This is a genomic window from Pannonibacter phragmitetus (assembly GCF_050510895.1).
In the GTDB taxonomy this organism is placed as follows: Bacteria; Pseudomonadota; Alphaproteobacteria; order Rhizobiales; family Stappiaceae; genus Pannonibacter; species Pannonibacter phragmitetus_B.
In genome coordinates this window covers 3,673,120-3,688,575 of the sequence record NZ_JBNINT010000001.1, presented here as the reverse complement: position 1 = coordinate 3,688,575, position 15,456 = coordinate 3,673,120, and the positions used below count along the sequence as shown (strand labels likewise).

At 61.9% G+C, this 15,456-nt stretch carries 14 protein-coding genes and 1 pseudogene; 12 read left to right on the top strand and 3 right to left on the bottom strand.

Annotated features, from left to right (window positions below; genetic code table 11):
* Positions 1-552 (top strand): sigma-70 family RNA polymerase sigma factor, encoded by a 552-nt coding sequence (locus ACQB61_RS17700; protein WP_430513690.1) that lies wholly within the window; start codon positions 1-3, stop codon positions 550-552.
* Positions 549-1,271 carry an anti-sigma factor gene (locus tag ACQB61_RS17695; RefSeq protein ID WP_430513689.1) on the top strand — a complete coding sequence of 241 codons (723 nt, stop codon included), beginning with the start codon at positions 549-551 and terminating at the stop codon, positions 1,269-1,271. The genes ACQB61_RS17700 and ACQB61_RS17695 overlap by 4 nt, the downstream gene beginning before the upstream one ends.
* A gap of 8 nt (positions 1,272-1,279) precedes the next feature.
* Here the strand turns inward: ACQB61_RS17695 and ACQB61_RS17690 are convergent, their stop codons facing one another.
* Positions 1,280-1,684: an MmcQ/YjbR family DNA-binding protein gene (locus tag ACQB61_RS17690; protein ID WP_430513688.1), complete on the bottom strand. Its 405-nt coding sequence runs from the start codon at positions 1,682-1,684 to the stop codon at positions 1,280-1,282.
* 154 nt (positions 1,685-1,838) lie between these two features.
* On the opposite strand from ACQB61_RS17690, the gene ACQB61_RS17685 reads away from it, so the two are divergent.
* Entirely contained in the window at positions 1,839-2,267 is a 429-nt protein-coding gene (locus ACQB61_RS17685) for an Hsp20 family protein (protein ID WP_430513687.1), read from the top strand.
* Positions 2,268-2,309: 42 nt separating this feature from the next.
* The gene (locus tag ACQB61_RS17680; protein WP_430513686.1) at positions 2,310-2,582 is read left to right on the top strand and encodes a DUF1150 family protein; all 273 of its coding nucleotides are present in this window, start codon (positions 2,310-2,312) and stop codon (positions 2,580-2,582) included.
* On the opposite strand, the gene ACQB61_RS17675 is transcribed toward ACQB61_RS17680, so the two are convergent.
* Complete coding sequence (locus ACQB61_RS17675) at positions 2,546-3,928, bottom strand: OpgC family protein (RefSeq protein ID WP_430513685.1); 1,383 nt, start codon at positions 3,926-3,928, stop codon at positions 2,546-2,548. The two genes, ACQB61_RS17680 and ACQB61_RS17675, sit on opposite strands and share 37 nt — an antisense overlap.
* A gap of 525 nt (positions 3,929-4,453) precedes the next feature.
* Here ACQB61_RS17675 and ACQB61_RS17670 point away from each other — a divergent pair.
* Positions 4,454-4,834: a hypothetical protein gene (locus ACQB61_RS17670; protein WP_430513684.1), complete on the top strand. Its 381-nt coding sequence runs from the start codon at positions 4,454-4,456 to the stop codon at positions 4,832-4,834.
* A gap of 75 nt (positions 4,835-4,909) precedes the next feature.
* On the opposite strand, the gene ACQB61_RS17665 is transcribed toward ACQB61_RS17670, so the two are convergent.
* Positions 4,910-5,497 carry an N-acetyltransferase family protein gene (locus ACQB61_RS17665; RefSeq protein WP_430513683.1) on the bottom strand — a complete coding sequence of 196 codons (588 nt, stop codon included), beginning with the start codon at positions 5,495-5,497 and terminating at the stop codon, positions 4,910-4,912.
* A 191-nt stretch (positions 5,498-5,688) separates the two neighbouring features.
* Here ACQB61_RS17665 and ACQB61_RS17660 point away from each other — a divergent pair, with 191 nt between their 5' ends.
* From ACQB61_RS17660 to ACQB61_RS17630, 7 genes and pseudogenes are all read left to right on the top strand, one after another.
* The gene (locus ACQB61_RS17660; protein WP_430513682.1) at positions 5,689-6,342 is read left to right on the top strand and encodes a protease inhibitor Inh/omp19 family protein; all 654 of its coding nucleotides are present in this window, start codon (positions 5,689-5,691) and stop codon (positions 6,340-6,342) included.
* Positions 6,343-6,372: 30 nt separating this feature from the next.
* Positions 6,373-7,137: a DUF7662 domain-containing protein gene (locus tag ACQB61_RS17655; RefSeq protein ID WP_430513681.1), complete on the top strand. Its 765-nt coding sequence runs from the start codon at positions 6,373-6,375 to the stop codon at positions 7,135-7,137.
* A gap of 478 nt (positions 7,138-7,615) precedes the next feature.
* Positions 7,616-8,791: a cell division protein ZapE gene (gene zapE, locus ACQB61_RS17650; protein ID WP_430514404.1), complete on the top strand. Its 1,176-nt coding sequence runs from the start codon at positions 7,616-7,618 to the stop codon at positions 8,789-8,791.
* Positions 8,792-8,951: 160 nt separating this feature from the next.
* On the top strand, positions 8,952-9,914 hold the full coding sequence (gene mdh / locus ACQB61_RS17645) for a malate dehydrogenase (RefSeq protein WP_430513680.1): 963 nt from the start codon (positions 8,952-8,954) through the stop codon (positions 9,912-9,914).
* 77 nt (positions 9,915-9,991) lie between these two features.
* Positions 9,992-11,191: an ADP-forming succinate--CoA ligase subunit beta gene (sucC, locus tag ACQB61_RS17640; RefSeq protein WP_430513679.1), complete on the top strand. Its 1,200-nt coding sequence runs from the start codon at positions 9,992-9,994 to the stop codon at positions 11,189-11,191.
* A complete protein-coding gene (sucD, locus tag ACQB61_RS17635; protein WP_019963709.1) occupies positions 11,191-12,093 on the top strand; it encodes a succinate--CoA ligase subunit alpha in 903 nt (300 codons plus the stop codon). The genes sucC and sucD overlap by 1 nt, the downstream gene beginning before the upstream one ends.
* A gap of 295 nt (positions 12,094-12,388) precedes the next feature.
* Positions 12,389-15,375 (top strand): annotated as a pseudogene (locus ACQB61_RS17630) (2-oxoglutarate dehydrogenase E1 component).
* Positions 15,376-15,456: the final 81 nt, after the last annotated feature.

Below are 15,456 nucleotides of genomic sequence, written 5' to 3'. Positions count from 1 at the left end.
ATGGAAGACCCGCAGCAGCGGCTTGAACAGGCCTTGAAAGCCTGCACAGAAGGCAGCCGGGACGGCCTTGCCACGATCTACGAAAGCGAAGCTGCGCGCATGGTGACCATTGCGCTGCGTATCTTGCGCCGCCATGACCTTGCCGAGGAAATCGTGCAGGAAGCATTCCTGCAGATCTGGCGCAAGGCCGGGCAATATGATCCGGCCCGAGGCAGCGCGCGTGGCTGGCTTTACACCATCGTCCGCAGCCGGGCGCTCAATGCCCTGCGCGATTCAGGCCGGGAGGAACTGGCTTCCGCCGAAAGTCTTGATCAGCTGCGCGAAGATGGGGACGAGACGCTTTATACGGACCTGTTCGATGAACTCGACACTTCCAGCCGCCTGAAAGCCTGCCTGTCACGCCTTGATGCCCTGCGCCGCAAGACAATCCTGATGGCCTATGTCTCCGGCTACAGCCACGGGGAAATTGCCGGACGCCTGCGTTTGCCTCTGGGCACGGCCAAGGCCTGGATCCGCCGTTCCCTTCTGGCCCTGCGGGAGTGCATGGCATGACCGGCTTTCTGACGGACGCAGAAAAGGCGGATGCTTATATTCTGGGTCTCATGGACGACGAAGAGCGTAAGGCCTTCGCCGACCGGTTGGAAACCGATACGGAGCTTGCCCGGCTGACGGGAGCTGCACAGGACCGGTTTCTGGAACTGGATCTGGCAGGATCTGCTGCACCGGTATCGTCAGAGCTCTGGCAAAGGATCGAGGCGGGGCTCGAAGCCTTGCCACGGGATACAGCCGGGGCTGAAGAGGTGCCGCCACCGGCGAATGACAACCGGGTCAGAGCGGCTGTTACCCGCTGGAAGCTGCTGGCTCTGACGGGCATGGCCGCATCGGTGTTGCTGGCCGCAGGGCTGACTGCGGCCATGCTGCGCCTGCAGGAGCCGCAAGTGGTGGCCATCCTCATGGATGCGGGCGGCAATCCGGTGGTGATGATCGAGGATTTCGGCGGAGAGCAGGCCAAGGTGGTGCCGCTGGCCGATGTCAGTGTGCCGGCCGGCCAGTCTCTGGAGGTCTGGACCCTGCCGCAGCAGGCTGAAGCTCCGGTGTCCATGGGCGTGCTTACTGCCCTCAAGGGCGCAACCCTGTCTCTTTCTGGTTTGCCCGAACCGCAGGAAGAGCAGCTTTACGAGATTACCTTCGAACCGGCTGGCGGCTCGCCAACCGGCCGCCCGACCGGTCCCATTCTCGGCAAGGGGTTTGCCCGCATTCCCAGATCCTGACCTGCCTCCTATCCCAGCCCCAGTTCCTGCCGGAGCTTGCGGGTGAGTTTGGCGGCAACGAGGGTGTGGGCGGCGCGGATATAGGCGAAGAGGTCTGTTTCGCTCAGGGCGCCGATGTCGTGCAGCTGGATCCATTTCGCCCGGGCCAGATAAGGGGCGGGGGCAAGGCCGGGCTGTTCGCTCAGCATCTGATAGGCCATGTCCGAGCATTTGAAGCTGACGGCGGGCGTGCCTTTCCAGTCTGACCAGATGGCGAAGATCTTGCCGCCGACCTTCCAGACGGAGGCGCCTTCCCACTGGATGACGTGGGTTGTGGCTGGAAGCGAGGCACAGAAGCTGTCGTAGCGGGCTCTGGTCACCCGGCTGGCGGCTTTCTCTGCGATATGCTCTTCATGGGCCTGTTTGTTAGCCATGTCTGGTTTCCCTGTGGAGGGCGTAGCCGCCCCTTGCTTGAAACTGCTGCTGCCAGCCGCCATATTGGACTCAAGCGGGGTGATTGGCACCCCGGCTCCGGATGCCTCAGGCGAGGGTCCGGTTCTCAAGGTCGCTTTGTAGAGGACTTTGACGATGACGCGAATGTCAGCGTTTTCAAGCCCGTTCATGCTCGGCTTCGACGACATTGAACGGGTACTTGACCGGGTGTCTAAAGCCGCGAATGACGGCTATCCACCCTATAATATCGAACGCCTTCCCAAGTCGGACGAGCATGGCGAGGTCATTCGCATCACGCTTGCCGTGGCAGGCTTCACCCGCGAGCAGCTTGATGTCTCCGTCGAGGAGCGTCAGCTGGTGATTCGCGGACGCCAGTCCGAAGACAAGTCCCGTCAGTATCTGCATCGCGGCATCGCCGCCCGCCAGTTCCAGCGCGCCTTTGTGCTGGCGGAGGGCATCGAAATCCTCGGAGCCGATCTCAAGGACGGGCTGCTGTCGATTGATCTTGCCCGCCCGGAGCCGGAGCGCGTCGTGCGCCGGATCGAGATCACCGCAAGGGACTGACTTTCAGGGCAGTGACTGCTGTCCGATCAAGGAGACAACGCCATGACGCGCGATGCAAATGAACGCGCAATGGACCCGCATGACCTGACGCCGGAGCTGTTTGCCCGGCTCGGTGCCGGTCAGGTGGGCTATCTGCGCCAGATGAGTTCCGATGATCTTGCCCGCCTTTTCCCCGGCGCGGCGCATATTGCCCGTGGCCTGCGGCTATGGGCATTGCTTAATGCGGATGGGACGCCGATCATCGTTGCCGACAGCCGCGAAGCGGCCATCGCCAATGCCTATGAGCATGAACTGACGATGCTGTCAGTCCACTGATCACGCTTCGCATTGGATAGAAATGCAAAAGGCGCAGCTTCGGAGGCTGCGCCTTTCGTGTTTGTATGCCCGATGTCAGACGCCCTGCGGCAGCGCGCCCGGTGTTCTGACGGGCCTTGCCGGAGGCCCATAGGCAGACACAGCAGGTTTGCCGGACTGAGCCTTTGCATGCGCCTTGACCGGCAGGGAGCGGCGGCAGGCTTGGTCCTGCTTCGCCAGGGCTGGCTCTTGAACCATGCAGCCAGATAGGCGGCGGCCACGATGGCTGCGAGGCCTGCAAGGTTGGAAACAGCCTGCAGGAACCAGTTGTCCCGGCCGCCTGCCATGTCGCGCAGGATCGCGGTTGCCTGTGCGATCGGCAGGCTGGCGAGGAAGACGGGAAGAGACTGCTGGCCCACCTTGCGCAGCACCGACAGAACCGGCCCGGAGAACCGGCCCTGTGCATGGAGGCGTTCGCCATTGGGGCCAACCGCCACATAGGCGAGATAGGCCAGTGCCAGGAAGTGGACATAGCGCAGGATGCCAAGCTCCGTCTTGACCCAGAGCGGCTTGGCCGCGTCCCGCAGCGCCTGGAAGCCCGGAACAGCCTCGTAGATGCGGAAATTGGCAAAGGGAATGCTGATCAGAACGGCCACAACCGCAATCCAGACGAGGCGGCGGTTGACCGGAGGCACCGGAATCCAGCCCTTCATGAAGGCAAAGCCCGTGAAGAAGACCAGCTGCCAGGCGAAGGGGTTGAAGAACCAGGGACGGTTGGACCAGGGCTCGGCGGGCAGGTTGACCAGATGCATGTTTGCCGCCACCCACATGCCGATGGCTGCGGCAAAGAAGGCAATCCGGCTTCTGGCTGCGATGAAGATCATCACCGGCACCATGGCGAGCATGGCGACATACATGGGCAGAATGTCGAAATAGTTCGGCACATAGGTGAGGCTGAGCAGGCCCGGCAGGTTGCCAAGCGGGTCTTCAAAGAAATAGCGCAGGTTCAGCGCCTGCACATAATCTTCCTTCAGTCCGCAGCAGCGCTCCAGATAGCCGCTGTTCATGAGAGCGGCGAGGCCCGCGGCGATCACGAGAAACTGGCAGATATGCGCCCAGTACACCTGCCACATGCGCTGGCCGATGCGTGCGGTTCCAAGCAGCATGCCGCTTTGGTCAAAGATCTTGCCAAAGGCAAGGGCCGAGGCCATGCCGGAGCAGAAGACGAAAATCTCCGTCGCGTCGGAAAAACCGAATCGCGCCGGGATCCAGTTCGCCCACCAGCTCTGCGGCAGGTGGGAGATGAAGATGATGAACATGCCAAGGCCACGAAACACATCAAGGCGAATGTCCCGGGGTCTTTGCACGGCCTGAGCCGGCAACTGGGGGTCGGATGGAAGGTCAAGGGTTCAGGCTCCCCGCTGGACAGTTGATCGAAAGGACATGTCCGGACGGCGTGGAGCCGCTGGCCGGGCATGGCACACGTGCAACACCGCGCAGCGGCACGGCAGGCAAGGCTCTGCAGGGCGGTGGCGGTGGAGCCTGCGAACGGGTTGCAGGCAGAAGGGCAGGGACAACGGACTGATTCCGCCCGGTATCCCGCGTAAAGTCCGGGTCAGGCCTGCCTGCCTTGATCCGGTGCTCCGTGTCTGAGACAGAAGGGGTGCAGCGGGGGACCGCAGCCCCCTGACAAGAGAGCGGAAGGGCACGCATAGCCCTCCGGACGCCCTGGCTCAACCCCGCAAGGATCTCCTGCTGCCAGGGTCTCCACAGAATTAGCCAGCTCACGATGTTCACAGAACAGCGTTTCCGCATGCTCCGCCCCATTGGCATGGTACCTTCCCTGCATCATTGCAGCCTCCCGCTTGGACAAGCCAGAGTGATTGGTCCTGATGGCGGATCTTGGGATGATCTGTGGCAATCACCGCCCCAATTTGCCGCCGGCCGGGCCTTTGTCTCATGCGGTCTGCAACGCCCTGGGCCGCCATTTGGTTGCCTTTGACGGCCCAGAATCTGCAATCTTCCGCCTCTTTAGTCAAAAGAGTGAACAAATTCAGCGGCTTGCACAAATCCGTCCAGGCTTCCCGCCTGCAGGCGTTTTCAGCGGTTTTTTCTTGCCCCCGTTTCTGTTCGCGGTAAGCTGTTCCTGTCTGCAACTATTGAAAGGAGGTGAGCCCATGTCGAGTGAGACCCCGAGCCTGACCCTGATGTCTGGGCGGAATGGAGCGGTGCTGGAGCAGCCTCTGGCAGTGCGAGGTTTCGCCGGGATCTGATCCGGACACGAGGTCAGCCGATCTCACGGAAGGGCCGCCAGCGCGGCCCTTCTTTGTTTTTGCAGGACCCGACAGTCAGCCTCGGGCTGTGCGGGCGTGTGAGGAAAGGCCCAAGACCTTGCGGGCCACGTCGAAGGCAAGGCGGCTCCAGCCGTCAAGCGGATCGGCAGGCGGGATGCTGACAGGCTGCGGCACCAGATGCCCCACCACATCGCCGCATTCGAAACTGAGGCTGGCCGAAAACTTGCGGGCAAGAGCTTGCATTGAGCGGTTGGTCGCCAGGCAATTCATGTAGATATGCTCGCAGCCGCCTGCTCTGGCGGCAATCAGCAGCAGTTCCATCAATTCGCTGCCAAGCCCCATGTTGCGCCAGCCGTCTTCCACGCAGAAGGCGGCTTCTGCAGATGCAGCGCTGCCGACAGGGCGCAATTCTGCGGCGCCGCGCAGCACGCCGTCCTCGAAATAGCCGTAAATGACTGTATCAAGCGCAAAGCTGGTTTCTACATACGCCCGCAGAAAGCTGTCGCTGACCTGCATGGCGAAGCGGCTGCGGCGGGTCTCTGGGTCCAGACGCAGGAGATGGTCACGGAATTGGTGCTTGTCGGCGCTGCCCAGGAGGCGGATCTGCCCATTGGTGCTGCCATTGTTGTTAAGGTGCGGCATTCCAGCGGTCCTTCGGTGAAGTGACACGCCGCCCTTGGGTCCTCCATAGACTTGGACCATATATGGCGCGGAACGGCACCCGGATCAATCACGTTTGCCCCTTCCGGTGAATTGGGGCATAGCGGGGGAAGAATTTTTCGCCCTTGCGGTTAAATTAAACGTCCCTGTGGGGCAGGAAGGACTGATTCGACATGACACGAGTTGCAACGATCGCTGTACTGGCATTTGCCGTTGGTGTTGCCGGCTGCTCGCGCCTGGGCATGGATGGTGGCCGGTCGGCGGCTCCGCTGCCGGCTTCCCCGACGACGCCGGTGGCCGGTGGTCAGCTGCAGCCGCTCACGCCCGCGCCAGGTATGGTGACGAGTGACCCGTCAATGTCCGGGCAACAGCCTGGCCAGATCACTGGCGAGCCGCTGGGTGCGCCGCAGCCGGGCATGACGGCGCCCGGTGCCATGGCCTCGGCAACACCGCCTGCTGGTGCGGCAGATGTTGGCCGCAATGATATGCTCGGCGGCTGGAAGATTGCCTCCGGCAGCTCCAATTGCATGCTGTTCATGACCTTGACCACCTGGTCCGGTGGCTACCGCGCCAACACCCGGGGCTGCAATGACAGCACACTTGCCGGTATTGCGGCGTGGGATCTGAGCGGCAAGCAGGTCGTGCTCAAGGATGGCACCGGCGCCACCGTGGCCCAGCTCTATGGTGCAGGCGGCGAGCGCTTCAACGGTCAGACCATTGGCGGCATGCCGGTCTCTCTCCCGCTGAGGCCAGAAACGCCTGAGCACGTACGGACTTGCACCTTGAACCCGTTTCCCGGAAATTTCACGGGAAACGGGTACGACTAGCAGGGTGTAACTATCGGATGCTGCTTGCTCATGGCGAAATACGACCCGCTGCGTGAACACCTGGCCCGTCTGGACGAAGTTGTCTGGGCTGCAAAGCTCGACGAACTCGAAAATATCCTCGGCGTCAGCCTGCCAATGAGTGCCCGCGAGCACCGGACCTGGTGGGCCAATTCCGGCGGGAGCCTGGTTCATCAGAACGCCTGGCTCGATGCTGGCTGGCGTGTTGACCATACGGATCTACGCCGGGATCTGGTTGTTTTCCGCCGTCTGCGCATTTCTGGCACTTCGGCTGCTGCCGACACCAGCAGCCCCGTGCGCTCCGGGCGCCATCAGCAAGATCTTGACCAGTTGCGGCGGAATGCCCGCGAAATGAAGGAGCCGGTCAATCTGACCGTGCGCGCCGAGTGGACCGAGGTTGGCATCGTAGCCGAAACCCCGTGCAACAGCCGTCTTGTGCCCGCTCTTCCGGGCCTGTACCGGCTGGCGGTTCTGGCGGACGGCAAGGTTCAGACCTTCATTCTGGATTCGGGTGATCTGGGCGCTTTGCACCGCGATCTTCAACAACTCAGCCACCCGGATGGGCAGGATGTGCCCCGGATCGGGGAGAAGCTCGGCATTGCCGCAGGAACAGCCGCCATGGCCGACATGGTGACGCCTGGCAACATCTGGCTGATTGCGGACGGGCGCGGCAAACCGGCTGATCTGGCAAGCCCGGCCGGCCGTGAGCTTGCGGGACGTCTCCTGTGCCTTCATGAAAGGCAGAACGGCCGTAAATCCCGTTTCGTGCGCCTTTGAAGCCCTGCCGTCCCTGAATGACGTATCATCTGGACGCAACCGCTTGTTCTGCGGTTGCTCTGCCGTGCTCTGTCTGCGGGCTGCCTTCCGCAGCCTGAGCGGTGGCGTGCTCCCGCCAGCCAGCCGTGTGGTCTCTCCTCAAACGGCGCCAACTGCAATCCCTCGGGATATGGCCTTCTGTAATTGCTCCTGATGATTGTGCCTTGAGGAGTTGGAGCAGGGAAAAGGCCGTGGTTTTGCCGCTTTCCTCTCGCAATTGACGAAGAAGCTTTACGTTTGGGTGTCCGCCTTGTGCTAAAAAGCGCCCGCCGGCTGGAGAAGGGGCTTGCGCCAACGTGGCTTTGTCCGTATCGCAACAGCGGAAAATTGTATGCGCTTGTGCGCAGTCGTGCAGCAGATGCCCGTCTGGCAGACCGTACAGGAAGGCGGAAGGCCATTCGGTGCAGGCGGAGAGCCTACATTGAAGCCGACGAAGGACATGGATCTGCCGGTCGAGCATGCGCTGGCCAGCAGATATGAGGCCCTGGTAGCAAGCGGGGCCATTACGCGTGATACCGCCCAGATGGAAGCGGTCCGCAAACTCGATTCCCTGAATGCCCGTCTTGCGGAAGTTCGCCTCGCCTCGAAGAAGAGTGCGCTGGGCTGGCTGTTTGCGCGCAAGAAGAACGAGATGTGGGCCGCCGTGCATGGCCTTTACCTCTGGGGCGGTGTCGGGCGTGGCAAGACCATGCTGATGGATCTGTTCATGGAAGTGACCGTCATCCGCCGCAAGCGCCGGGTGCATTTTCATGAGTTCATGGCCGAGACCCACGAGCGCATCTTTGCCTGGCGGCAAGCCCTGAAAAATGGCGAAGTGAAGGGGGATGATCCTATCCCTCCGGTTGCAGATCAGATCGCTACAGAGACCCGTCTCCTCTGCTTTGACGAGTTCGCCGTGACCGACATTGCCGATGCCATGATCCTTGGCCGGCTGTTCACGCAACTCTTCGCAAGGGGTGTTGTCATGGTTGCAACATCGAATGTTGCACCCGAAAACCTTTACAAGGACGGGCTCAACCGGCAGCTCTTCATGCCCTTCCTCCACCTGCTGCAGAAGCAGGTGGAGGTGCTCATGCTCGATTCGCCAACCGACTACCGGATGGAAAAACTGGGCGGTGCCGAGGTCTATATCAGCCCGCTTGGCGAGGCGGCAAAGGCCGCTGCCGATGGCATCTGGGAGAAGCTGACGAACGGCTTCCCGGAGGAGCGCCAGCAGCTTGACATGAAGGGCCGGCATATTGATGTGCCGCGTGCCGCAAACGGTGTGGCGCGCTTCACTTTCGCAGATCTCTGCGCAAAACCGCTGGGTGCAGCGGACTATCTGCGCATCGCCCATACCTATGATACGGTCTTCATCGAGGATGTGCCTGCGATGGACCAGACCCGCAGGAACGAGGCCAAGCGCTTCATCAACCTTATCGACGCCCTCTATGACAACGGGGTGAAGACGGTGGTCACCGCAGAGGTTCAGCCTGATGGTCTCTACAGGGCGCCAAGCGGGGCCGAGGTGTTCGAATTCGACCGGACGGTGTCCCGTCTCATCGAGATGAGGTCCGAGGCTTACCTGTCTGGAGACAATAGAAGTCATGCACGCGCTGATATGCATTCCGTATAGGTCATGCACGTAGGCGCGCAGAGGGCATCAGATTCTTCAGGTGCCCTAGCGTAATATTCTTTTGATTGGCTTGCGTGAGCGGATCAAAGGGAGTAGTGCCATCCCCAGTCATCGGCGGATGGCATTGAGTTCCATCTTACGTAAAGGGAAACGTTCGGATATGGCGCGCAATAAGATTGCTTTGATCGGTTCGGGTCAGATCGGCGGCACGCTCGCTCATCTTGCCGGTCTCAAGGAACTCGGGGACATCGTCCTCTTCGACATCGCCGAGGGCACGCCGCAGGGCAAGGCACTCGACATTGCCGAGTCTTCCCCGGTGGATGGCTTCGATGCCAAGCTGGCCGGTGCCAACTCCTATGAGGCGATTGCAGGCTCCGACGTGGTGATCGTCACCGCTGGTGTGCCGCGCAAGCCCGGCATGAGCCGCGATGACCTTCTGGAAATCAACCTGAAGGTTATGGAGCAGGTGGGTGCAGGCATTGCCAAGCACGCTCCGGACGCTTTCGTCATCTGCATCACCAACCCGCTGGATGCGATGGTCTGGGCCCTGCAGAAGTTTTCCGGCCTGCCCGCCCACAAGGTTGTCGGCATGGCCGGCGTCCTGGACAGCGCCCGCTTCCGCTACTTCCTGGCTGACGAGTTCAACGTTTCCGTTGAAGACGTTACGGCCTTCGTTCTGGGCGGCCACGGCGACACCATGGTGCCGCTGACCCGCTACTCCACGGTTGCCGGCATTCCGCTGCCGGATCTGGTCAAGATGGGCTGGTGCACGGCCGAGCGTCTGGAGCAGATCGTTCAGCGTACCCGTGACGGCGGCGCCGAAATCGTCGGCCTGCTCAAGACCGGCTCTGCCTTCTATGCTCCGGCTTCGTCCGCCATTGCCATGGCTGAAAGCTACCTCAAGGACAAGAAGCGCGTTCTGCCCTGCGCCGCTGCGCTCAGCGGCCAGTATGGCCTCAAGGACACCTACGTTGGCGTTCCGGTCGTTATCGGTGCCGGTGGCGTCGAGCGCGTCATCGAGATCGACATGAATGCCGACGAAAAGGCCATGTTCGACAAGTCCGTCGCATCCGTCGACGGTCTGGTCGAGGCCTGCAAGAAGATCCAGCCGGCGCTCGCCTGAGCCCGGTTGTAACCTCACAAGAATGACGTCCGCTGCCGGGTTCCCCGGCGGCGGTTCTCCGAACACACGGGGAGAGAATGAACATTCACGAGTACCAGGCCAAAGCGGTCCTGAAGGAATATGGCGCTCCGGTTGCCGAGGGCGTTGCAATCTTTTCGGCTTCTGAAGCCGAAGCGGCTGCAAAGCAGCTCCCTGGCCCGCTCTGGGTCGTCAAGTCCCAGATCCACGCCGGTGGCCGCGGCAAGGGCAAGTTCAAGGAACTGCCTGCTGATGCCAAGGGCGGCGTGCGTCTCGCCTTCTCGCTGGAAGACGTGGTCAAGCACGCTGGCGAAATGCTCGGCAACACCCTCGTCACCGCCCAGACGGGCGATGCCGGCAAGGTGGTGAACCGTCTCTACATCGAAGACGGCGCCGACATCGAGCGCGAGCTGTATCTCTCCATCCTCGTGGACCGTTCCGTTGGCCGCCCGGCCTTCGTGGTTTCCACCGAGGGCGGCATGGACATCGAGGCCGTTGCCGAACACACCCCGGAAAAGATCGTCACCCTGCCGATCGACCCGGACACAGGTGTGACGGATGCCGACGCTGCCAAGCTCTGCGATGCGCTGAAGCTTGAGGGCGAGGCCCGCGCCGATGCCATGAAGCTGTTCCCGATCCTCTACAAGGCCTTCATGGAAAAGGACATGAGCCTTCTGGAGATCAACCCGCTGATCGTCATGAAGAACGGCCGCGTGCGCGTTCTCGACGCCAAGGTCTCCTTCGACGGCAACGCCCTGTTCCGTCATCCAGAAATCGTTGCCCTGCGCGACGAGACGGAAGAAGACGCCAAGGAAATCGAAGCTTCCAAGTGGGAGCTGGCCTACGTTGCCCTCGATGGCAACATCGGCTGCATGGTCAACGGCGCCGGCCTTGCCATGGCGACCATGGACATCATCAAGCTCTACGGCAAGGAGCCGGCGAACTTCTGTGACGTCGGTGGTGGCGCAGGCAAGGAGAAGGTCGCTGCGGCCTTCAAGATCATCACGGCTGACCCGAAGGTCGAGGGTATCCTCGTCAACATCTTCGGTGGCATCATGAAGTGCGACGTCATCGCGGAAGGCGTTCTCGCCGCTGTGAAGGAAGTCGGCCTCAAGGTTCCGCTGGTGGTGCGCCTCGAAGGCACCAACGTCGAACTCGGCAAGAAGATCATCGCCGAAAGCGGTCTGAACGTGATCGCCGCTGATGATCTGGACGATGCCGCCCAGAAGATTGTCGCTGCCGTGAAGGGAGCCGCCTGATGTCCATTCTCGTCAACAAGGACACCAAGATCATTGTCCAGGGCCTGACCGGCAAGACCGGCACGTTCCACACGGAACAGGCGCTGGCCTATTACGGCACCCAGATGGTCGCGGGCGTGCACCCGGCCAAGGGCGGCGAAAAGTGGTCCGGCTCCAAGGGCGAAAGCCTGCCGATCTTTGCATCCGTGGCTCAGGCCAAGGATGCAACGGGCGCTGATGCTTCCGTGATCTACGTGCCGCCTGCCGGTGCGGCTGCTGCCATCATCGAGGCGATCGACGCCGAGATCCCCTTCATCGTCTGCATCACGGAAGGCATTCCGGTTGCTGACATGGTGAAGGTCAAGGCGAAGCTGGAGAAGTCCAAGTCGCGCCTGCTCGGCCCGAACTGCCCCGGCATCCTGACCCCTGAAGAATGCAAGATCGGCATCATGCCGGGCTCCATCTTCAAGAAAGGTTCGGTTGGTATTGTGTCGCGCTCCGGCACGCTTACCTATGAAGCCGTGTTCCAGACCTCCAACGCCGGCCTCGGCCAGACGACGGCTGTCGGCATTGGTGGTGACCCGGTCAAGGGCACCGAGTTCATCGACGTGCTGGAGATGTTCCTGGCCGACGAAGCCACCCAGTCGATCATCATGATCGGTGAAATCGGTGGTTCCGCCGAAGAGGATGCAGCCCAGTTCCTCAAGGACGAGGCCAAGAAGGGCCGCAAGAAGCCGATGGCTGGCTTCATCGCGGGCCGGACTGCTCCCAAGGGCCGCACGATGGGTCACGCCGGTGCCGTGATCTCCGGCGGCAAGGGCGGTGCGGAAGACAAGATTGCCGCCATGGAATCGGCTGGCATCCGCGTCTCCCCGTCTCCGGCCAAGCTCGGCGAGACCCTCGTCGAAGTCCTGAAGGGCTGATACGAATTCCGGGCGGGGCGCATGGCGCCCCGCTTCGGTAACCACCGGGCCCCGGCGGCCACGCGGTGATCCAGGGGATTTCCGCCAGCAAAGTGCCGGAAATGTGTCTTGGTTGCGTAGTTTGTTTACGTATCGTAAGGCATAAGGGATGCCCGAGCGGACGCGGCGTTGCCGTCTCGTTCGCACTCTTGAGCGGGGTCCGCGCTGCAAGGCCGGGCCCGAACGTGCAAACCAAGGGCCTGCCATCTGGCCGGTCCGCCAAAATAAGGGCGGAGTGACCCTCCGCTGATGCAGCATGGCTCGGCAGGACGCGAACAATGTCTTCGCGATGACGTCGTTTCTCTATGGCGCCAACGCAGCCTATATCGAAGAACTCTACGCTCAGTATCAGGAGAACCCGACCTCGGTTGACGCCGAGTGGCAGGACTTCTTTGCTGCGCTGAAGGATGAGAAGGCCGATGTGCTGAAGGAAGCGCGTGGCGCTCCCTGGAAGCGCGCCGACTGGCCGCTCGCCGCGAAGGGCGATCTCGTCAATGCCTGCGACGGCAACTGGGCTCCGGTCGAAAAGGCCGTGGGCGACAAGCTGAAGCAGAAGGGCGATGCCAAGGGCAAGCCGCTTTCGGACGCAGAAGTTCAGCAGGCGACCCGCGACAGCGTGCGTGCGCTGATGATGATCCGCGCCTACCGCATGCGTGGCCATCTGCATGCCGATCTTGATCCGCTGCGCCTCTCGCCCCGGGCGATCACGAGGAACTGCATCCTTCGTCTTACGGCTTCACCGAAGCTGACTGGGACCGTCCGATCTTCATCGATCACGTGCTGGGTCTGGAATACGCCACCCTGCGCAAGATGATGGAAATCCTCAAGCGCACCTATTGCTCGACCCTCGGCGTCGAGTTCATGCACATTTCCGATCCGGCCGCCAAGGCCTGGATTCAGGAGCGCATCGAGGGGCCGGACAAGCACGTCGAGTTTACCCCGCAGGGCAAGCGCGCCATCCTGAACAAGCTGGTCGAGGCCGAAGGCTTCGAGAAGTTCATTGATGTGAAGTACACCGGCACCAAGCGCTTCGGCCTTGATGGCGGCGAGGCGCTGATCCCGGCGCTGGAGCAGATCATCAAGCGCGGCGGCCAGATGGGCCTCAAGGACATCGTTCTCGGCATGGCCCACCGCGGCCGCCTGAACGTGCTGACCCAGGTGATGGGCAAGCCGCACCGTGCCGTATTCCATGAGTTCAAGGGCGGTTCCTACGCTCCGGACGATGTGGAAGGCTCGGGCGACGTGAAGTACCACCTCGGCGCTTCCTCCGACCGTTCCTTCGATGGCAACGAGGTTCACCTGTCGCTGACGGCGAACCCTTCGCATCTGGAGATTGTCAACCCGGTTGTGCTCGGCAAGTCCCGCGCCAAGCAGGACCAGATTTCCGCCGTTGACGGCCACTGGATGATGGACACGGCCCAGATCGACCGCTCTCCGGTTCTGCCGCTGCTGATCCATGGTGATGCGGCTTTTGCCGGCCAGGGCGTCGTGGCTGAATGCTTCGGCCTGTCGGGCCTGCGCGGCCACCGCACCGGTGGTTCGATCCACGTCATCATCAACAATCAGATTGGCTTCACCACCAATCCGCGCTTCTCGCGCTCCTCGCCCTATCCGTCGGATGTGGCGAAGGTCATCGAAGCGCCGATCTTCCACGTCAACGGGGATGATCCGGAAGCCGTGGTCTATGCCGCCAAGATTGCAACCGAGTTCCGCCAGACCTTTGGCCGCCCGGTCGTGATCGACATGATCTGCTACCGCCGCTTCGGCCATAACGAAGGCGATGAGCCGGCGTTCACGCAGCCGATCATGTACCGCAAGATCCGCAAGCACCCGACGACGCTGCAGCTCTACACCGACCGCCTGGTGGCTGAAGGTGTTGTCTCTGCGGAAGAAGTCGAAGGCATGAAGGCTGCCTGGCGCGCCAAGCTCGACACCGAGTTCGAGGCCGGTCAGGTCTACAAGCCGAACAAGGCCGACTGGCTTGACGGCAAGTGGTCTGGCCTGAAGCGTGCGGACGACGAGGAAGATCCGCGCCGCGGCTCCACCGGCGTAGCCATGGATGATCTGAAGGCGCTTGGAAAGAAGCTGACGGAAGTGCCGGAGGGCTTCAACGTCCACCGCACCATTGCGCGCTTCCTCGCCAACCGCCAGACCATGATGGAAACCGGTGAGGGCATCGACTGGGCGACCGCTGAGGCTCTGGCCTTTGCGAGCCTTGTGAAGGAGGGCCACCCGGTTCGCCTGTCCGGCCAGGACTGCGAGCGCGGCACCTTCTCCCAGCGCCACAGCGTGCTCTACGATCAGGAAGACGAAAGCCGCTACATTCCGCTGAACCACGTGAGCGAGGATCAGGCCCGCTACGAGGTCATCAACTCGATGCTCTCGGAAGAGGCTGTGCTCGGCTTCGAATATGGCTACTCGCTGGCTGAGCCGAACGCACTGACCATGTGGGAAGCCCAGTTCGGTGACTTCGCCAACGGTGCCCAGGTGCTGTTCGACCAGTTCATTTCGTCTGGCGAGCGCAAGTGGCTGCGCATGTCCGGTCTCGTCTGCCTTCTGCCGCACGGCTATGAAGGTCAGGGCCCGGAACACTCTTCCGCCCGTCTGGAGCGTTTCCTCCAGCTCTGTGCGGAAGACAACATGCAGGTCGCAAACTGCACCACGCCGGCGAACTACTTCCACATCCTGCGCCGTCAGCTGAAGCGTGACATCCGCAAGCCGCTGATCCTGATGACGCCGAAGTCCCTGCTGCGCCACAAGCGTGCGGTGTCCAAGCTCGTCGAGCTGGGCGAGGACTCCACGTTCCACCGTCTGCTGTGGGATGATGCCGAGTACCAGCCCGATGGCGCCACCCGCCTCGTCGCGGATGACAAGATCCGCCGGGTCGTCATGTGCTCCGGCAAGGTCTACTATGACCTGCTGGAAGAGCGTGAGAAGCGCGGCATCAACGACGTGTACCTGCTCCGCGTCGAGCAGATCTACCCGTTCCCGAAGAAGGCGCTCGCCCAGGAACTGGCCCGCTTCCGCAACGCCGACATGGTCTGGTGTCAGGAAGAGCCCAAGAATATGGGCAGCTGGTTCTTCGTCGAACCTTACATCGAGTGGGTGCTCGACCAGATCGGCGCCAAGTGCCGCCGCCCGCGCTATGCCGGCCGCGACGCCATGGCATCGACCGCAACGGGCCTGATGTCCAAGCATCTGGCTCAGCTTCAGGCGTTCCTGGACGAAGCATTCGCAAGCTGATCCGGTTCGGCCTGCCATCCCCGGGATGGCAGGCTTCCGGTCTATAGAATTGGCCAAGGCAGATTTTTTAAGAGAAGGCGA